This is a genomic window from Cupriavidus sp. 01L45, from assembly GCF_056399885.1.
Genome location: NZ_JBFTSG010000042.1, coordinates 53,319 through 72,486, shown reverse-complemented (window position 1 = coordinate 72,486; position 19,168 = coordinate 53,319). Strand labels below are relative to the sequence as shown.

General features: G+C 67.9%; 12 protein-coding genes. 9 read left to right on the top strand and 3 right to left on the bottom strand.

What is annotated here, in order from left to right; genetic code table 11:
• The first annotated feature begins 114 nt into the window (after positions 1-114).
• The 3 genes from msrB to msrA all read left to right on the top strand — a co-directional run bounded on the left by msrB (position 115) and on the right by msrA (position 3,273).
• A complete protein-coding gene (gene msrB / locus AC1DT6_RS26515) occupies positions 115-627 on the top strand; it encodes a peptide-methionine (R)-S-oxide reductase MsrB (RefSeq protein WP_441626029.1) in 513 nt (170 codons plus the stop codon).
• A gap of 43 nt (positions 628-670) precedes the next feature.
• Positions 671-2,464, top strand: a complete 1,794-nt coding sequence (locus tag AC1DT6_RS26510) for a cytochrome c biogenesis protein DipZ (RefSeq protein WP_441626028.1) — start codon at positions 671-673, stop codon at positions 2,462-2,464.
• A gap of 65 nt (positions 2,465-2,529) precedes the next feature.
• Complete coding sequence (gene msrA, locus AC1DT6_RS26505) at positions 2,530-3,273, top strand: peptide-methionine (S)-S-oxide reductase MsrA (RefSeq protein WP_441626027.1); 744 nt, start codon at positions 2,530-2,532, stop codon at positions 3,271-3,273.
• A 41-nt stretch (positions 3,274-3,314) separates the two neighbouring features.
• Here msrA and eno read toward each other — a convergent pair whose 3' ends face one another.
• Positions 3,315-4,598 (bottom strand): phosphopyruvate hydratase, encoded by a 1,284-nt coding sequence (gene eno / locus AC1DT6_RS26500; protein WP_441626025.1) that lies wholly within the window; start codon positions 4,596-4,598, stop codon positions 3,315-3,317.
• Between the two features lie 213 nt (positions 4,599-4,811).
• On the opposite strand from eno, the gene AC1DT6_RS26495 reads away from it, so the two are divergent.
• The 4 genes from AC1DT6_RS26495 (at position 4,812) to AC1DT6_RS26480 (ending at position 9,869) form a co-directional block, all read left to right on the top strand.
• On the top strand, positions 4,812-5,762 hold the full coding sequence (locus tag AC1DT6_RS26495; RefSeq protein ID WP_441626023.1) for a LysR substrate-binding domain-containing protein: 951 nt from the start codon (positions 4,812-4,814) through the stop codon (positions 5,760-5,762).
• Positions 5,763-6,165: 403 nt separating this feature from the next.
• On the top strand, positions 6,166-6,666 hold the full coding sequence (locus tag AC1DT6_RS26490; protein ID WP_441626021.1) for a GAF domain-containing protein: 501 nt from the start codon (positions 6,166-6,168) through the stop codon (positions 6,664-6,666).
• 320 nt (positions 6,667-6,986) lie between these two features.
• Entirely contained in the window at positions 6,987-7,346 is a 360-nt protein-coding gene (locus AC1DT6_RS26485; RefSeq protein ID WP_441626019.1) for a DUF2946 family protein, read from the top strand.
• Between the two features lie 90 nt (positions 7,347-7,436).
• Entirely contained in the window at positions 7,437-9,869 is a 2,433-nt protein-coding gene (locus tag AC1DT6_RS26480; RefSeq protein WP_477115008.1) for a TonB-dependent receptor, read from the top strand.
• Positions 9,870-9,912: 43 nt separating this feature from the next.
• On the opposite strand, the gene AC1DT6_RS26475 is transcribed toward AC1DT6_RS26480, so the two are convergent.
• On the bottom strand, positions 9,913-10,872 hold the full coding sequence (locus AC1DT6_RS26475) for a Bug family tripartite tricarboxylate transporter substrate binding protein (RefSeq protein WP_441626015.1): 960 nt from the start codon (positions 10,870-10,872) through the stop codon (positions 9,913-9,915).
• A gap of 59 nt (positions 10,873-10,931) precedes the next feature.
• Positions 10,932-11,885 (bottom strand): 2-hydroxyacid dehydrogenase, encoded by a 954-nt coding sequence (locus AC1DT6_RS26470; protein WP_441626013.1) that lies wholly within the window; start codon positions 11,883-11,885, stop codon positions 10,932-10,934.
• A 345-nt stretch (positions 11,886-12,230) separates the two neighbouring features.
• Between AC1DT6_RS26470 and AC1DT6_RS26465 the strand changes: the two genes are divergently transcribed.
• The gene (locus tag AC1DT6_RS26465) at positions 12,231-13,424 is read left to right on the top strand and encodes a M48 family metalloprotease (RefSeq protein ID WP_441626011.1); all 1,194 of its coding nucleotides are present in this window, start codon (positions 12,231-12,233) and stop codon (positions 13,422-13,424) included.
• Positions 13,421-18,949, top strand: coding sequence for an AAA domain-containing protein (locus AC1DT6_RS26460; protein WP_441626010.1), 5,529 nt, complete (start codon positions 13,421-13,423; stop codon positions 18,947-18,949). The genes AC1DT6_RS26465 and AC1DT6_RS26460 overlap by 4 nt, the downstream gene beginning before the upstream one ends.
• The last annotated feature ends 219 nt before the right edge of the window (positions 18,950-19,168 follow it).

Genomic DNA, 19,168 nt, shown 5'->3' with positions numbered 1-19,168 from the left:
TCACAATTAATTTAACCTTTCGTGAGGACTTCGGGATTGCGCCAGGCCTACGATGCGCCAACGATCAGCAACGGGCGGCCGCAACGGCCCGCCAATCAAGGCCAGGAGCACATCATGGGAAGCAGAAGGCGCTTTTTGGTATCGGGTAGTGCCGCCGTGGCGGCACTCGCAGCCGCCAGCGGATGGCGGGCAATGGCGGCCGGGCAGCCGGGCGCGGGCAAGCCCGCCGACACCTTCGAGGTGGTCCGCTCCGACGAGCAATGGCGCCAGGTGCTGACGCCGGCCCAGTACAACGTGCTGCGGCAGGAAGGCACGGAGCGGCCCTACAGCAGCCCGCTGAACGACGAGCATCGTGCCGGCATCTTCGCCTGCGCGGGGTGCCAGCTGGATCTCTTCTCGTCGCGCACGAAATTCGACAGCCGTACCGGCTGGCCCAGCTTCTGGGCGCCGCTCGACAACGCGGTCGGCACGCGCACGGACCGCTCCTTCGGCATGTCGCGCACGGAAGTGCACTGCCGCCGTTGCGGCGGCCACCTGGGCCACCTGTTCGACGACGGCCCCAAGCCGACCGGGCTGCGCTACTGCATGAACGGCCTGGCAATGGCGTTCAAGCCGCAAGCCGCCTGAGCCCCCGGGCATCCGGGCCTCCAACCCCAACCGCGAAGATTCCATGCTCCTCCTCGTCCTTGCCTATCTGGGCGGCGCGCTCACCATCCTGAGCCCGTGCATCCTGCCCGTCCTGCCCTTCGTGTTCTCGCGGGCCGACCAGCCATTCGTGCGCAGCGGCCTGCCGCTGCTGGCAGGCATGGCGCTGACTTTCGCGGGCGTGGCAACGCTGGCCGCCGTCGGCGGCGGATGGGTGACGCAGGCCAACCAGTACGGACGCTGGCTGGCGATTGCGCTGCTCGCCGTATTCGGCCTCACGCTGCTGCTGCCGCGCCTGGCGGACCGGCTGATGCACCCGCTGGTCAGCGCCGGCAGCCGGCTCTCCGCGTTTGCCCAGGCCGATGGCCGGCAAGTCCGGCCGGGCTCGTCGTTCCTGCTGGGCATCGCCACCGGTTTGCTGTGGGCGCCTTGCGCCGGCCCGATCCTGGGCCTGGTACTGACCGGGGCCGCGCTGCGCGGCGCCAGCGTCGGCACCACGCTGCTGCTGGTGGCTTATGCCGCCGGCGCGGCCACGTCGCTGGCGGTCGCGTTGCTGATCGGCGGCCGGGTCTTTACCGCGATGAAGCGTTCGCTGGGCGCGGGGGAATGGGTCCGGCGCGGGATCGGCGCCGCCATGCTGCTCGGCGTGGCCGCCATTGCACTGGGGCTGGACACCGGCGTGCTGGCGCGCGTGTCGACCGTGGCCACCGGCGGGATCGAGCAGCACCTGGTCGACCGGCTGTCGGCCAGGCCGGCGCCCGCGCAGGATGCGCAAGCCGGCCCGGCGATGACCGCATCGTCCGGCGCGATGATGCGCGCGGCGCTCGGCGGCCCGGCACCGCTGCCCGTGGAAGGCCAGTTGCCGGCGCTGGCGGGAGCCGTGCAGTGGCTGAACTCTCCCCCGCTCACGGTGGAGGGATTGCGCGGCAAGGTGGTACTGGTGGATTTCTGGACCTACTCCTGCATCAACTGCCTACGCACCCTGCCGTACGTGAAAGCGTGGGCAGAGAAGTACCGCGACCAGGGGCTGGTGGTGATCGGCGTGCATGCGCCGGAGTTTGCCTTCGAGCGCAATATCGATAACGTGAAGAAGGCCACGCGCGACCTTGGCATCGACTACCCCGTCGCGGTCGACAACAACTACGCGATCTGGCGCGCCTTCAACAACCAGTATTGGCCGGCGCACTATTTCATCGATGCGCGGGGGCAGATCCGCTTCCACCACTTTGGCGAAGGCGAGTACGCGAAATCCGAGCAGGTGATCCAGCAACTGCTGGCGGAAGCCGGCCACGCCGGCGCGGCGAAGGTAGCCGCGGGGCTGGGCGCCACCGGCGCGCAAGGCGTGCAGATGGCTGCCGACAAGGCGGAGATTCAGTCCGGCGAAACCTATCTCGGCTACGAGCGGGCGGAGAACTTTGCATCACCGGGCGGCGAGGCGCAAGACAAGGCGCACACTTACACCGCACCCGCGCAACCCGCGCTCAACGACTGGGGCCTGGCCGGCACCTGGAAGGTCGGGGCCGAGCACGCGACGCTGGCCGGCGCGTCCGGGCGCATCGTCTACCGCTTCCATGCGCGCGACCTGCACCTGGTGCTGGGGCCGGGCAAGGACGGCAAGCCGGTGCGCTTCCGCGTCACGATCGACGGCGCCGCGCCGGGCGACGCGCACGGCACCGACGTGGCGGCGGATGGCAGCGGCACGGTCACGGAGCAGCGGCTGTATCAACTGGTGCGGCAAAACGGCAAGGTCGCCGACCGCACCTTTGCCATCGAATTCCTCGACGCTGGTGTCGAAGCCTACGCATTCACCTTCGGCTGATGCGCGCACCGGCAACAGACAGCATCAACAGCATCACCAACGGCAATATTCAAGGACAGGCAATCATGACCACGAACTCTTCAACCGGCGCCTCCTCCTGGTGGACGCGCTCGTCCACCGCCAGGCTCGCGGGCCTCGTCATGCTGGCCGCGGGCCTGCTGGCCTGGCAGCGCGCGGCGAACTCCGCCGAGGACGCCGTCAGGATCCCCCCACCCGCGCTGGACGAGAAGGCCCCTTCCGCCCAGAGCGAAACCGCCGTGTTCGCGGGCGGCTGCTTCTGGGGCGTGCAGGGCGTGTTCCAGCACGTGCGCGGCGTGAAGCAGGTGACGTCGGGCTACGCCGGCGGCGCGGCCGGCACAGCGCAGTACGAGACCGTCAGCAGCGGCAACACCGGCCATGCGGAATCCGTGCAAGTCACGTTCGACCCGGCGCAGGTCACCTATGGCAAGCTGCTGCAGGTCTTCTTCTCCGTCGCGCACAATCCCACGCAGCTCAACTACCAGGGTCCGGACCACGGCACGCAGTACCGCTCCGCGGTGTTCCCGCTTGGCGCCGAACAGCGCAGCATAGCGCAGGCGTATATCGCGCAACTGGGCAAGGCCAATGCCTTCAAGGCGCCGATCGTCACCCGCATCGAGGACTACAAGGCCTTCTACCCGGCGGAAAGCTATCACCAGAATTTCCTGACCAACCATCCCGCGCATCCCTATATCGTCGTCAACGACCTGCCCAAGATCGGCTACCTGAAGCAGATGTTCCCCGACCTGTATCGCAACGATCCGGTGTTGCTGAAGGTGGCGGGCTCGTGATGGCGGCGGCGATCCGCCTGCGCAGGCGGATCGCCGCTCGATCAGGTCCGGCCCTTGAGAATGGCGGTGCCGGCGTACCGCGCCCGCGCGCCCAGCGTTCGCTCGATGCGGATCAGCTGGTTGTACTTCGCGGTCCGGTCGGAGCGGGAAATGGAGCCGGTCTTGATCTGGCCGCATCCGGTCGCCACCGCCAGGTCCGCGATGCTCACGTCCTCGGTTTCGCCGGAGCGATGCGACATCACCGCCGTGTACCCGGCCGCATGCGCCACGCCTACGGTGTCCAGCATCTCGCTCAGCGTCCCGATCTGGTTGGCCTTGACCAGGATCGCGTTCCCGATACCGCTCCCGATGCCCGCGCGCAGCAACGCGGCATTGGTGCAGAACACATCGTCGCCGACCAGCTGGCATCTGTCGCCCAGCCGGGACGTCAGCAGCTTCCAGCCCCCGGCATCGTTTTCAGCCATCCCGTCCTCGATCGAGAAGATCGGGTAGCGTGAGGCGAGTCCGGCCAGATAGTCCACCTGGGCCTCGCTGGACCGCGTCACGCCCTCCCCGCGATAGACGTATTCGCCGCCGGTAAAGAGCTCGCTGGCTGCGGGATCGATGGCCAGCATCACCTCCGTGCCCGCCCGGTATCCGGCTGTCTCGATGGCCCGCAGGATAAAGTCCAGCGCCTCCTCGGCCGTGCGCAAGTCGGGCGCAAAACCGCCTTCGTCCCCCACATTCGTATTGAAGCCCGCCGCCTTCAAGGCAAGCCGAAGCGTGTGGAAGATCTCCGACGCCATGCGCACGCCTTCGGCGAAGCCCGGCGCGCCCACCGGCACGATCATGAACTCCTGGAAATCGATCGTATTGTCCGCATGCGCCCCGCCGTTGATGATGTTGATCATCGGCACGGGCAGCACACTGGCGCGCGGGCCGCCGATATGCGCGAACAAGGATGAGCGCGCGGACGCGGCCGCGGCGTGTGCCACCGCCAGCGAAACGCCCAGCAGCGCATTGGCGCCGAGGCGGCTCTTGTTCGGCGTGCCATCGAGCCGGATCATGATGTCGTCGACCTGCCGCTGCTCGCGGGCATCGACGCCGGCAAGCGCCGCGCGCAGCTCGGTGTTCACCGCGCCCACCGCGCGGGTCACGCCCTTGCCCAGGTAGCGCCTGGGGTCGAGGTCCCGCAACTCCACCGCTTCCCGCTCGCCCGTCGACGCGCCGGAAGGCACCGTGGCACGGCCGGCCGAGCCATCGGCCAGCGTGACCTCCACCTCCACCGTGGGATTTCCCCGGCTGTCCAGCACCTCATATCCCTGTACCTGCGTGATCTGGCTCATCCGCCACTCCTTTCATTAGAAATGCTTGGYCAGCGGCATCCGGCACGAAAGCTTCGTGAGTAATACTCACGCTACCGGATCGGCTTCCGAGGCTGGTTGCCGTATTAATTTGCTGCCGCAATGGCAATGGAAAGGATGTTAGATTCATCCCGCCGCCGGCAAAACCGAGTTAATTTCCCGTATTCGTCAGTTTTCTTCATACAAGGACAGTTCATGCGGACGCTGCCCCCCATGTCCACGCTGCGCGCCTTCGAAGCCACGGCGCGAACCGGCTCCATCACGCGCGCCGCCGAAGAGCTATGCCGCACGCACGGCGCGATCAGCCGGCAACTGCGCCTGTTGCAGGAGCATGCCGGCACGACGCTGTTCGACAAGGACGGCACCGGGGTACGCCTTAACGAGCGCGGCCAGGGCATGTACGACGTGGTGCGGTCCGTGTTCGACCAGCTTGAACAAGGCTACGGCCGGCTGATCGACCAGGCGCGCGGGCCGAGCCTGCACGTGGCCTGCAGCGCCACGTTCGCGATGCGCTGGCTGGTGCCGCACATGGTGGACTTCTACCGCCTGCGGCCCGACATCCGGATCCGCCTGTCCATGACCTCCGCCCGGGAAATGCGCACGGAAGGCGCCGACGTAGTCATTGCCTGGGACCTGACTTCCTACCCCGAGCCCGACCGCCAGCGCGCGCTGCACCTGGCGCCGGTAGCCTTCGGGCCCGTGTGCGCGCCGTCATACGCCGGCTCCGTGCGCTCCGGCGTGCGCATTACGCATGACTTCACGTCCAGCGCCTGGGACCAGTGGGAAGCGCTATCCGGCCAACGCATCGCCCCCGCCGGCGAACTCACCTTCCCGCACACGCACCTGTGCATTGAGGCCGCGCTCTCCGGCGCAGGCGTAGCGCTGATCGAACAGCGGCTGATCCGCAAGGAGCTAAGGGATGGACAACTGCTCGCGCCATATGGCTTTGCGCAGTTCGAGTACGGGCTGATGGCGGTACCTGCGGCGCGCGAACTGCCGAAGGACGCCGAGGTGTTTATCGCATGGTTGCGGGATAAACTGGCCGACGAGCCCGAACCGGAGACGTGCGAGAAACCGGATGGCAAGCCTACCGCCAGGATGCCTCCCAAGCGCCGGAAAAGCCCTGCGGGACGCACCAAAGCATAGCGAGCGCGCCCAGTCCCCCCGGCCCCTCCAGCAAGCGGGAGCGTGGAGCGAACCAGTGGAGACCCGACGGCAGTTCGCGTCGAACGTAGAACCGAAACGAAGGCCACGAAGAACCAAAGGATGTCAAAGAAAAGCGATATCACCAGCGCACGATTCGGTCTAAACGTGTGGAGCGCCCCCAAGGGCGGGCCACACCCCAGCGCGATGCGAAGCGAGCCGTCAAGGTGTACCAGGCCGTATGGGGCGCCTTCTTTGCCTACTTTCTTGGCAAGACAAGAAAGTAGGTCGCCGCCCCGCAGGGGTGGTGAAACTGCCTTTGACTTTAAGCTTTTGAAGTCAGGCCTTTGACGTTAAACCCTTGACATCAACGTTCAGCGACTGCAACCACCCACCAGACCCAACCATGCACCAACAACCCACCAATCCCACCCCCACCTCCAAACCCGAGCAATACCAGAACCTCATCACCCAAGCACGCTCACTACTGGCAGACGAAACCAACCCCATCGCCAACGCCGCCAACTTCTCCGCCCTGGTATTCCACTCCTTGCAAGACCTCAACTGGGCAGGCTTCTACTTCTACGACGGCACCGAGCTGGTAGTCGGTCCATTCCAGGGCAAACCCGCCTGCGTACGCATCGCCCTCGGCAAAGGCGTCTGCGGCACCGCAGCCCAGACCCGCAGCACGCAAGTCGTCCGCGACGTCCACGCATTCCCCGGCCATATCGCCTGTGACGCCGCCTCCAAATCCGAGATCGTGGTCCCGCTGATCGCCGCCGACGGCACGCTCATCGGCGTGTGGGACGTGGACAGCCCGGTGGCAGGCCGCTTTGACGACGAAGATGCGGCAGGCATGGAGGCACTGTGCAAGGTGTTCATCGAACTCGGCTGGCCTCAGGCATAGCCGCCCCCCCATCACCTGCGGTCAGCCCCGGCGTACACGCATGCCTGAATTGCAAGCGCCTCTTACGCAGAAACGTGGCGAACCGTACACAGCACAGGGAAATGCGCCGCAAGGGGATATAAGCTGACAGGTATGCAAGGACGCCGGCCGCATCCAATGCCTGGTGCTGCACACGCCCATCCGACGGCAGCGGGTGCGGCGCTGCGCCGCACCCCGATCCAGCGGAATCAGGCCCACAGCGCCCTTGCAGGCGGCGGCTCGCCACTATAATCGGCCACCCATTGTCTCCATACAATATGCCCCTCACTCGTCGGCTCATCTTGTGGCTCGCGCTGCTCGGCATGGTGCTGCATGCACCGTGGCCACAGATGGCCCACGGGCAGGTGGACGGGCAGATGGCCGACATGACGATCTGCAGCGCAAGCGGTATGCGCGTTGTCCCGATCGACGAGCAAACGCACTTCCCTGAGGACGCACCCGGCAGCCATCACAGCCTCGACGATGCCCTCTGCTGCCTGGTCTGCGCGGATCTTGGCAACACCAATGCGGTGCCGCACGCGCCGTTCGCCTTTCTCCCCCACCTCACCCCGCTTGGTCTTGCGCGGCCGGCATTGCAGCGCAATGCCTACCAGCCTCCGGGCCTCCTGCGCGCAACGGCCCGGGCGCCACCCCTGGCATGATCGCCTTCGCCTGATCGCCCCCCCGCTCCGCGGGCGCGCGTCCATGCCACGAGCGGGCTATCGGTCCGCTCCAGACTTGCCCGGAACACCATGAATCCAGACCCTCGCGCCGGCATCGCCGGTGGCGCCTTGCCGTCACCGGCATTTGCATTAGCTTTCGTCAGCTGCGGCTGTACCTTGCTGTCGGCTGCCATCCTGGGGGCCGGCAGCGCCCACGCCCAGGACAGCGGCACAACGCCAGCCGTCGCGGCAGGCCAGGGGGCGCCGGGGGAACGGACCCTGCCCGCGGTACAGGTCACCGAAACCCGGTCCTTCGCCGAGAAGAATCAACTGCCGCAAACGACCGAGGGCATCACGGCACAGCAGGCGGCCGAGACCATCAACGTCATGGGCACCGAAGACATGCTCAAGTACCTGCCGGACGTGCTGGTGCGCAAGCGGTTCATCGGCGACACCCAGTCGCCGATGGCCACGCGCACCACCGGCATCAATGCCAGTGCCCGCAGCCTGATCTACGCCGACGGCGTCCTGCTATCCACGCTGATCAATAACAACAACGGCAACGGGTCGCCCCAGTGGTTCATGGTGGCGCCGCAGCAAGTCGATCGCATCGACGTGATGTATGGCCCCTTCTCCGCGGCCTACCCCGGCAACTCGTATGGCGCCGTGACGGAAATCACCACACGGATGCCGAAGGCCTTCGAAGGCAGCCTGGAATTCACGGGCGCCGTGCAGCATTTCGGCAAATACGGCACCAGCGAGAACGAGCCGGCCCAGCAATACAGCGCCACACTGGGCGACCGCGTGGGCAAGCTGTCGTGGTGGTTCAATGCCAGCCACCTCAACAGCTTCAGCCAGCCGCTCAGCATCGGTACGGTCAGCCAGTCGACGACCCGGGCCGGCGCCGGGCTGCCGGTCATCACCGGCGCCATCGCGGACCGCAACCGTACAGGCGGCGCGATCCAGGTGATCGGCGCGGGCAACTTCATCCACACATTGCAGGACAACGCCGCCGTCAAGCTGGCCTATGACTTCACGCCGACGCTGAGCGCGGCCTACACGCTGGGCTACTGGCAGAACAGCTCGAAGGCAAACGCCCAGACCTACCTGAGCACCGCCGCGGGCACGCCCTTCTATGGCGCCCAGAGCGGCAGCGTCAATATCGGCGGGTTCGCGTACAACGCCAACACCATCGCCGGCCAGTTCTCGAGCAACAACATCGAGCAGCAGCACCTGATGCAGAGCCTGAAGGTGGAAACCCATACGAAGGGACTGTTCGACTGGGAAATGACCCTGAGCAATCTCTACTATCTCCGGGACCTGAGCCGCCTTTCCACCGGACTCTACCCAGGCGCGCAGAGCGGCGGCCCCGGCCGCGCCACCGACATGAGCGGGACCGGATGGACCACGGTCGATCTCAAGGGAATCTGGCGGCCGCAGGGCGCCGCGGGGGCGAACATCGTCAGCTTTGGCGCGCACTACGATCAGTTCAAGCTCGCCAGCCCTACGTACACGAYGGCGAACTGGACATCGGGCAGCAGCGGCCCGCTGTTCAGCAACTCGCTTGGCAAGACACAGACCAGCGCGCTGTGGCTGCAGGACGTCTGGCGCGTGGCACCGGGCTGGCAGGCCACGCTGGGCGGCCGCTACGAATGGTGGCGCGCGTATGACGGTTTCAATTTCTCGACGGGCAGCAATGGCGTGGGGGTGCCGATCAACCAGCCCGGCGTGGACAAGTCGGCCTTCTCGCCCAAGGCGTCGGTCACCTGGGACGCGACCGAGACATGGTCGGTCACCGGCTCGTTCGGCAAGGCGTATCGGTTCCCCACCGTCGGCGAACTGTATCAATCCATCCAGACCGGCACGACATTTGTCCAGGCGAACCCCTTCCTGCAGCCGGAGCGCGTCATGTCCGGCGAACTGGCCGTCGAGCACCATGCCAACGACGGCAAGATGCGTCTCTCGGTATTCAACGAGTACGTGTCGAACGCCCTGATCTCGCAAACGTCGACGATCCCCGGCTTTGCCACGCCGGTCTCCTTTACGCAGAACGTGGGCAAGACACGTCAGGTCGGCGTGGAGCTGGCAGGCCAGCAGGACAACGTGCTGATCCACGGCCTGTCGTTCTCCGGCAATGTGACCTACGTCGATTCACGCATACTGTCCAACGACAGTTACGTCCCCACCATTCCGGGCGCGACATCGGTCGGCAAGCGGGTCCCCTACGTGCCGACGTGGCGCAGCACCCTGGCGGTAACGTACCAGCCGGACAGCAAATGGGCCTACACCCTGGCGGCGCGCTACAGCAGCCGCGTCTATGCGACGGTCGACAACACGGACATCAACCCCGCCACCTATCAAGGCTTCGAGAGCTTCTTCGTCATGGACGCGCGGGTGCGCTACCAGTTCGACAAGCACTGGAGCGGCGCGCTGGGCGTGGACAACCTCAACAACCGCAAGTATTTCCTGTTCCACCCGTTCCCGCAGCGCACGTTCTACCTGACGGTGAAGTACGCGCTGTAGGCGGTGGCGGCCCTGGCAGTACCGCACCGCATACCGCTGGCTCCTACTCAGGCTGGATGCCAGCCGTCTTGATGATCTTGCCCCAGCGGTCCAGCTCGGCAAGCTGGAATCTGGCGAGTTCCTCGGGCGAAGACACCTTCACCTCCATGCCGTTCTCCGTCACGAAACGGCGGATCGACTCGGTTGCCATGGCTTTGCGCATCAGGTCGTTGAGCCGGTTGATGACCGGCGCCGGCGTGCCCGCTGGCGCGTAGAGCGCGTTCCAGTAACCGGACTCGTAGCCCGCCACGCCCTGCTCCGCGATGGTCGGCACGTTGGGCAGCAGCTGCGAGCGCTGCGGGCTGCTGACGCCGAGCGCGCGCAGCTTGCCGGCCTTGACCTGCGGCAGGCTGGTGGTCAGGTCGACGATCATCACGTCGGTCTGTCCGGCGACAAGGTCAATCACGGCGGGCGGATTGGCCTTGTAGGGGACATACGTGAGTTTGGTCCCGGTCATGTGCTGGAACTGCTCGGTGGCAACCCGCGCCGACGATGAGCCCGAGCCGAACGTCAGCTTGCCCGGCTCCGTCTTCGCCAGCGCGATGAATTCGGATACGTTCTTGGCCTTCACGTTGGGGTTCACGACCATCAGCATGTAGCCCTGGACCACCTGGCCGATCGGTGCGAAGTCCTTGATGGGGTTGTAGGGCAGGTTCTTCACCAGGTGCGGATTGGCGGCCTGCGTCGTGTTGGTGGTCATGAACAGCGTATAGCCGTCAGGGGCCGCGCGCGCGACAAACTGCGCCGCGATGCCGCCGAATGCGCCGGGGCGGCTGTCGACGATGACCGGCTGGCCGGTTTCCATGGTGATCTGGGCGCCCATGGCGCGGGCCAGGCCATCCGTGGTGCTGCCGGGACTGGAGCCGATCACGATGGTGATCGGCTTGGCCGGATAGGATTGCGCGCCGGCCATGCCGCACGCGAGCACGCCCATGGCGATGGCCGCCAGAAATTTGATTTGCATCTTGTCTCCTGTGATCCTGGTTATCGTCTTTTGGGGCTGAGGAAGGCGGCTGCCGGCGCTCAGGTGGTGAGGCTGAACTCCGGCCGTTGCCCGGCCAGCGCCTGGGCAATGCTTGCCAGGACCATCTCGCCCATGGCCGCCCGCGTCTGGTGCGTGGCGCTGGCGCGGTGCGCCTGCAGCGTGACGTTGTCCAGCGCGAACAGGGCTTCGGGCACGTTAGGCTCATCGACGAAAACATCCAGCCCGGCGCCCGCGATCCGGCCGGCTAACAGCGCCGCGACCAGATCGTCTTCCCTGACCAGCCGGCCGCGCGCGACGTTGATCAGGTAGCCATCCTTGCCCAACGCGTCGAGGACCTCGGCATTGACGATGCCCTCTGCCTTGTCCGCGGCGGCGGCAAGAATCAGCGCATCGCTCTGGCGGGCCAGTTGCACGAGGTCGGCCACGAAGGGGTGAGGGACATCCTCCATCGCCCTGAGGTCGGTGTAGGCGATGGGGCAGCCGAACGCCGCCATGCGGGCCGCGATGGCACGGCCCACGCGGCCCATGCCGACAATGCCCACGCGCATGCCGCTGACGCGGCGAGCCAGCGGGATCGCGCTTGGCTGCGGATGCCGGACCCAGTCGCCGGCGCGGATAAACCGATCGCCCGGGCACATGCCCCGGCAAGTGGCGATCAGCAGGCCCACGGCGAGATCGGCGACGTCCTCGGTCAGCGCCCCGAACGTCCCGGTAACCGGCAGGCCGCGCGCGCGCGCGTATTCGAGGTCGACCGCATCGGTGCCGACACCGTTGACCGCCACCACCTCGAGCGCGGGCAGTTGCTCCATCATCGCCCTGGCGATGCCGGTGTGGCCGCCGGTGACGACCGCGCGGATCGAGGCGCCGTGCTCGCGCAGGTAGGCATCCTTGTCGGCTTGCTCGAACAACCGGTGCACGGTGTAGAGCGAATCCAGCTGGTCGTTGATCGCAGGGACCAGGATCGGGTTGAGCTGGAGGATGTTGGCTTTCATATCGGGGTCCTGTCAGGAGGGAACCGCTTTTGAGGGGCGTACTCTCGTTATCAGTCATCCTATGACATGGCAAACCTTCAAGCAAGGGTACACAGCGAATTCCAGGGTTAACACCGGAAAAATCGAACCAGGAACACAGCAACAGCCGCGAACGCATCACCTCATGTTGTATGACAACATAACATGTGAGCAGCAAATCACGACGCCATCCAGGAACCAGGCAAGCCGGTTGGGAAGAGCGCGCGGCAAGGGCATTCATGCCAATGAAGCGGCGGTCCCGGCGAACCGCGCCAGCCATCCCGCCCCCTGTAGAATCAGCCTCCATGCAACCCTGGGATTTCCCGCATGGACTCTCACGCCCCGGATCGCAGCGCGCTGACGCCGCTGGCCTATCACGCAACGGTGGTCGACTACCTGCGCAGCCACGAGCCCGACGTCTGGCGCTGGGCCAGCGCGCGCACGACCCGCGCCGAGCACCTGGAGGCGCTGCGCGTGATGCTGTTGCGCGATACCTATCGCATCGATGCCGAGGCGCATGCCGATGTGCATGCGGCGCTGGCCCAGGCCATGGCGCGGCTGGGCGTCGATGCGCGGGCTACGCTGTACCAGTCCCCCGGGCAGGAGATGAACGCCTCGCTGGTCTATGTGCCCGGCGAGGTCCACATCATCCTGCAGGGGCCGCTGCTGGAGCGACTGTCGGCGGTGGAGCTGCTTGCGGTATTCGGCCATGAGCTGGCCCATTACCTGCTGTGGTCGCGCGACGACGGCCGGTTCCTGGTGGCCGACCGCATCCTCAACGACGCGCTGGCGGCGCCCGGCACCAGCGGCAGCCATCGCGAGACCTACCGGCGCTATGCCTTGCACACCGAGCTGTTTGCCGACCGGGGCGGCGCGGTGGCCGCCGGCGCGGTGGCGCCGGCCGTGTCGACGCTGGTCAAGGTGCAGACGGGCATAGGCAGCGTCGATGCAGCGGCCTACCTGCGCCAGGCCGCCGAGATCGAGTCGCACGAGGCAGGCGCCAGCAACGCGCACAGCCACCCGGAGACCTTTATCCGCGCCCGCGCGCTGGCGCTGTGGTGGGAGGGCGCGGCCGGCCTGGACCAGTGGATCGAGACCCGGCTGCATGGTCCGCTGGCGCTGGAGCGGCTTGACCTGCCGGGGCAACGGCGGCTGCAGGCGCTGACGCGCGGCTTCCTTGCCCATTACCTGGCCGGCACGCCGCTGGCGAGCGAGGCGGTGCTGGCACAGGTGCGCATGCTCTTTCCCGACTGGCGCGACGACGAGCCCGCGGTGGGCCCGGAGGCATTCGCCGCGGAGGTGGCCGGCGATGACGTGCGCGCCTACCTCAATGCGCTGATGATGGACCTGGCCCTGGCCGACCCGGACCAGCAGGAGGCGGCGCTGCTGCGCGCCGGCCGGGTGGCGCAGGCGCTGGGCAGCCTGGACGCGCTGCACGGCAACCTGCGCCGCGATGCCGGCTTCGGCAAGCGCGAGATGGACCGCTACAACCGCCAACTGGCCAAGGAGGCCCAGGCATGAACGACAGCACGATCGCCAACAGCGCGCCGCGTACCCTGCGCGCCTTGATCGAGGCGCAGGCGGGCGCGGCATTGCCCACCGACGACGTACTGGTGCTGATGCTGCCGCTGTTCCAGCAGGTCGCCGCGTTGCACGCGCAGGGCAGGGTCGCCTCGCTCGACGCCGACAGTATCCTGGTGGGCGAGGATGGCGCGCTCGGCCTGCGCCGGCCGGACGGCGAGCTGCCGGTCATGGATATCGGCGCCGTGCACCGGGTGCAGCCGCATCCGGCTTCGGGCCTGAACATCGTCGGCACGTTGCAGCGCGGCCATGCCGACGACGGGCGCCGCGAGGAAACCGACCTGACGCTGCAACTGGATCCCGCGGCGCCGATCGAGCGCCCGGTGTACCTGCCCGGCCCGGCCAGCTGGGAGTTGCTGGTCGGCCACCACGACGAGATCGGCGACATCTTCCTGCTCGGCATGGCGCTGGCCAGCCTGGCCTGCGGCGCGGACCTCGCCGACGAGGACGATCTGCGCGAGTTCGTTGCCTGCCGGCGCAACCTGTTCCTGCTGCACGAGCGGCTGCACCCCATCGTGGCCGCGGTGATCGTGGAGATGACCGAGATCAACCGGCACGACCGCGCCACCGACGTGGCCTCGCTGGCCACGCGGCTGCGCACCTGGCGCGAGCAGCCGCTGGCCCTGGAGGTGGAGCGTGCGCTGGCCGGGGCCAGCGGTGCGGCGCCGCGCCGCACGGCGGTGCTCGCGCATCTGCGCGACCGCCTGTTCGACCTGTCCCGGCGCAACCGCCTGCTGTACTTCCGCCCCACCGCGGCCAGCGTCAACCTGACCGTGGCCAGCGTGCCGCTGATGCTGCAGATCGAAAGCGTGCGGCCGGAGCACATCTGCACTTGGGGCGGCCCGTTCGCCGCCGAGCTGGTGGACGGCAAGCCGGTTTCGCTGCAGCGCTGGCTGCGCTTCGACGACCAGCCCTACCTGCCGGCGGCGCTGGACCGGCTGATCGCCGAAACACGCCGCGACCGTGCCGAGTTCGGCTTCAGCAACCTGCGCCTGGTAGTGGCGTTCCTGCGCTGGCACAACCTCAAGGAAGCACCGGACGAGCGTATCGTGACGCCGCTGCTGTGGCTGCCGGTGGAACTGGTCAAGCGCAAGGGCGTGCGCGACCAGTACGTGATCCAGTGCACCAGCGGCGAGGCCGAGTTCAACCCGGTGCTGCGCCACCACCTGAGCCAGCTGTACGACATCCGCCTGGACGAAACGGTGGACCTGGGCAAGACCTCGCTGGCCGAGATCCATGCCAGTCTCCTGGCGCAGATCCGCGGCTCCGAGCCGTCGGTGGAACTGCGCCTGGTGGACAAGGCCGCGGTGCGGCTGGTGCGGCAAAAGGCGCTGCAGCGCATGCAGCAGTTCCAGCGCCGCAAGCCGGGCGTGGCCGCCGCGCGCGCAAGCGGCGGTGGCTGGCTGCCGCCTTACAGCTATGCGCAGGACGACTACCGCCCGCTGGGGCGGGCGCTGTTCGAGCACTGGGTCCGGCCGAGCGAGCTGCCACAGCGCTTCGAGGCGGGCGCCGCGCCCAGCGCCGGCCCACGCCAGCCGAATATCGCCCAGCCTGCTGCCGGCACCGCCGATGCTGCCGATGCCGGCGACCGCAAGGGCTTTGTGCTGCAGGAATCCGAAGGCCACCGCTATGCCTGGGACCTGGACCTGACCCAGGTGACGCTGGCCAACTTCAACTACAAGAAGATGTCGCTGGTGCGCGACTACGCGCAACTGCTGGACGAACCCGGGCCCAACCCCGCCTTCGACCGCGTGTTCTCGATCGAGCCGCGTGACATCGAGACGCAGGCGCCGGCACCACTGGCGCCGGGCGAGCAGTGGAGCGTGGTGGCGTCCGACGCCACGCAGAACGCCGCCGTCGGCCTGGCGCGCAGCCAGCGCAGCTTCATCATCCAGGGCCCGCCCGGCACCGGCAAGTCGCAGACCATCACCAACCTGATCGCCGACTACGCCGGACGCGGCAAGCGCGTGCTGTTCGTCTGCGAGAAGCGCGCCGCGCTGGACGTGGTGTTCCACCGGCTCAAGCAAAGCGGGCTGGATCCGCTGTGCTGCCTGATCCATGACTCGCAGACCGACAAGAAGGCCTTTATCGCCGATCTGCGCGCCTGCTATGAGCAGTGGATCGCCCAGCCGCACGACGGCGACGCGGCCGCGGCGCGCCGGGCACAGGTGGCCGGGGCCCTGGCGGGGCAGCAGCAGCGTATCGACCGCTTCGAGTCGGCGATGGCGGCCGCGCCCGAGGCGCTGGGCGATAGCGTGCGCGTGCTGCTGCGCCGCGTGGCCGGACTGCCCGCGGCGCCCGAGACCGGCCCGGCCATGCGGGAGCGCTTGCCGGCGCTGGCCAGCTGGGATCGCCAGCGCGAACTCACCCAGCGCGTGCATCGCGCCATGCGCGAGCGCTTCGGCATGGACGCGCTTGCCGCGCACCCGTTCGCCCGGCTGCCGCGGGAGCTACTGGCCGACGAGCGCGCTTTCGGCCGCGCCGAGCAGTTGTGCAGCGATACCGAGGCGCTGTTCGACGCGCTGGACCCGCTGCTGGACAGCACCGCCAGCCTGATCGGCCACGACACCGCGCTGGAACAGGCCCGTGCGATCGCCGCCGATTGCCAATGGCTGCTCGACACCGGCCTGGCCGCGCACCTGGATCTGCTCGATCCGGCATCGCCGGCACAAGGCGCGCTGCGCCAGGTGCGGGCCGAACTTGAAACGCGCGCCCAGGCGCTCACCGCCGCCCAGGCAGCGACGTCCAACTGGCGCGACAAGCTCAGCTCCGGCGACACCGAGTCGGCGCTGGCGCTGGTCCGGCGCCTGGAGCCGTCGCTGGCGCGCTGGCTGCAGCCAGCCTGGTGGCGCCTGCGCGGCGAGCTGAAGCGCCGCTATGACTTCGGCAAGCATGCCGTGCATCCGGGCTTCGGCAAAGTGCTGGAGGCGCTGGCCGCCGAGCACGCGGCCGGCGCCGCGCTGGCCGCGTGCGATGCCGACAGCCGCAAACGCTATGGCGTCGTCGCGATGCAGGACTTCCTGCGCGCGCTGGCCGAACTGGAGCAGCGCGCGCAGTCAGCCAGCGGTCCGCGCGAACTGGTTGCCCATCTGCGCCAGGCTGTCGATCCGGCCGCCACGGCGCGCGCGCAAGCCGGCGCGCGCGAGGCGCTGGACAAGCTGGCCCTGCGCGTGCGCGACGGACTGACCCTGGCCCCGGACGCGCGCCTGGGCGACATTGCCGAGTTGCTGCGCGACCTGCGCGAAGCGCTGGATGACCTGCCCGACCTGCTGCCGCTGCTGCGCGCCGTCCATGCCGCCGATCCGGCCTGCGCCGCCACGCTGCAGTTGCTGGACCACGCACCGGCGCAACTGGAGGCGCTGGTCGCCGACGAGGCGTTGCGCCGCCTGGAGCGCGAGAGCCCGGCGCTGGCGCACTTCAGCGGGGCGGCGCTGGCGCAGGCCGCGCGCGCGGTAGCGCAGGGCCAGCGCGAGCTGCTCGCGCTCAACGCCCAGGTGATACGCGCAACGTTGCACCGGCAGTTTGCCGAGCACGTGCGCCAGTCCTCGCTGTCGGCGACGCAACTGGATGCCGACGGCAAGGCATTCAAGAAGCGCTATGCCACCGGCCGGCGCGAACTGGAACACGAGTTCGGCAAGAGCATGCGCCACCGCTCCATCCGCGACCTCAGCGACGACGAGACCGGGCTGGTCATCAACGACCTGAAGCCGATCTGGCTGATGAGCCCGCTGTCGGTGTCCGACACGCTGCCGCTGTCGCCGGACCTGTTCGACGTGGTGATATTCGACGAGGCCAGCCAGATTCCCACGGAGGAAGCGGTGCCTGCGCTGAGCCGGGCGCGCCAGGTGGTGGTGGTCGGCGACGAGATGCAGCTGCCGCCGACCAGCTTCTTCTCGGCCAGCGGCGCCGAGGGCGACGACGAGATCGTGGTGGAGGAGGAAGGAGAGCGCATCGCCATCAACCTGGACTCGGACAGCCTGCTGAACCAGGCCGCGCGCAACCTGCCCGCCACCCTGCTGGCGTGGCACTACCGCAGCCGCCACGAATCGCTGATCAGCTTCTCCAACGCCGCCTTCTACGACGGCCGCCTAGTGACCATTCCCGACCGTCTGCTGGAGCAGGCCGAGGACGAGGCAGCGCCGCTGCGCTCGGACCAGGAAGACGCCGGCATCGCCGGGGCCGACGCGCTGCTGGCACGGCCGGTCAGCTTCCACCGGCTGGGCGATGGCGTCTACCTCGACCGGCGCAACGCGCCGGAAGCGCGCTATATCGCCCAGACCGTGCGCGAGATGCTGCGCCGCGAGACCGGGCTGAGCCTGGGCATTGTCGCCTTCTCGGAGGCGCAGCAAACCGCCATCGAGTCCGCGCTGGAGGCGCTGGCCAGCGAGGACGCGGACTTTGCCATGCGCCTGGAGCGCGAGTACGTGCGCGAGGACGACGACCAGTTCAACGGCCTGTTCGTCAAGAACCTGGAGAACGTCCAGGGCGACGAGCGCGACGTGATCATCCTGAGCATCTGCTACGCGCCTGGCCCCGACGGCAAGATGCTGATGAACTTCGGCCCGATCAACCAGCGCGGCGGCGAGAAGCGCCTCAACGTGATTTTCAGCCGCGCGCGCCACCGCATGGCGGTGGTGTCGACGATCCAGGCGGAAGCCATCACCAATGTGCACAACGATGGCGCTGCCGCGCTGCGCGCTTTCCTGCAGTTCGCGCAAGCCAGCGCGCGCGGCCAGTTCGAACGCGCGCAGGCGGTGCTCGGCGCCCTGAACCTGGGCGCGCGCGATGCCTTCACGCGCCAGGCCGCGTCCGACAGCATCCGCGACGCGATGGCCGAGGCGCTGCGCTCGCGCGGCCACCAGGTGCACGTCAATGTCGGCCGCTCCCAGTTCCGCTGCGACCTGGCCATCGCCGATCCGTCCGCGCAGGGCTATGCGCTGGCGATCCTGCTCGATGCGCCGGCCGAGGCCGTGGCGGACACCGCCGAGCGCTACGTGTTCCGTCCCGGCATCCTGCGCAGCTTCGGCTGGCGGGTGCTCGACATTCCCGGCAAGGACTGGCTGCACGATGCCGGCGCGGTACTGGCCCGCATCGAAGCCATGCTGGCCGACGGCGAGGACCGCGCGCTGGATGCGGAAGTCGAGCCGCTGGCGCCGGTGGTGACACCACCAGCGCAACCGCTGGCGCCGGCTTCGGATTCAGGTTCGGCCAACGACGCCAGCACCGGCACCTCCGCAAGCGGCGCCAGGCAAGCGGAACTGGTGCGGGCGCTGCGCTTCGAGCAGGGCAGTTCGCGCAAGTTCTGGCGCGCCAGCCTTAGCGGCACCGAGCTGAGCGTCAGCTACGGCCGCATCGGCAGCAGCGGGCAGGTCAATCTCAAGCAGTTCGACACTGCCGAGCGGGCCCGTCGCGAGATGGACAAGCTGGTGGCGGAGAAGCTGCGCAAAGGCTACGTAGAGGAGTAGGAGGGACGGCTGCGGGGGGCCCCGCCCCCTCATTCACAAGGCGTACAACAGGCCAAGCACGAGCAGGCATCCGGCAAGCTTCAGGTAATAGCTGCCGCCGTGGCGGGGTTCGCTTGTGCGCGGTGCTTTGGTGAAGTGCGGCGTCATATTGCTTACCAGGTAGGTTGGCCAGGGGAAGCACAGGCAATGCGCGCTTCGGGCCCGCGAGCACTCAAGCTC

What these genes read in the sequence shown, in the direction of transcription:
- msrB (WP_441626029.1), top strand. Translation starts at nt 115, where the DNA reads ATGGGAAGCAGAAGGCGCTTTTTGGTATCGGGTAGTGCCGCCGTGGCG.
- AC1DT6_RS26510 (WP_441626028.1), top strand. Translation starts at nt 671, where the DNA reads ATGCTCCTCCTCGTCCTTGCCTATCTGGGCGGCGCGCTCACCATCCTG.
- msrA (WP_441626027.1), top strand. Translation starts at nt 2,530, where the DNA reads ATGACCACGAACTCTTCAACCGGCGCCTCCTCCTGGTGGACGCGCTCG.
- eno (WP_441626025.1), bottom strand. Translation starts at nt 4,598, where the DNA reads ATGAGCCAGATCACGCAGGTACAGGGATATGAGGTGCTGGACAGCCGG.
- AC1DT6_RS26495 (WP_441626023.1), top strand. Translation starts at nt 4,812, where the DNA reads ATGCGGACGCTGCCCCCCATGTCCACGCTGCGCGCCTTCGAAGCCACG.
- AC1DT6_RS26490 (WP_441626021.1), top strand. Translation starts at nt 6,166, where the DNA reads ATGCACCAACAACCCACCAATCCCACCCCCACCTCCAAACCCGAGCAA.
- AC1DT6_RS26475 (WP_441626015.1), bottom strand. Translation starts at nt 10,872, where the DNA reads ATGCAAATCAAATTTCTGGCGGCCATCGCCATGGGCGTGCTCGCGTGC.
- AC1DT6_RS26470 (WP_441626013.1), bottom strand. Translation starts at nt 11,885, where the DNA reads ATGAAAGCCAACATCCTCCAGCTCAACCCGATCCTGGTCCCTGCGATC.
- AC1DT6_RS26465 (WP_441626011.1), top strand. Translation starts at nt 12,231, where the DNA reads ATGGACTCTCACGCCCCGGATCGCAGCGCGCTGACGCCGCTGGCCTAT.
- AC1DT6_RS26460 (WP_441626010.1), top strand. Translation starts at nt 13,421, where the DNA reads ATGAACGACAGCACGATCGCCAACAGCGCGCCGCGTACCCTGCGCGCC.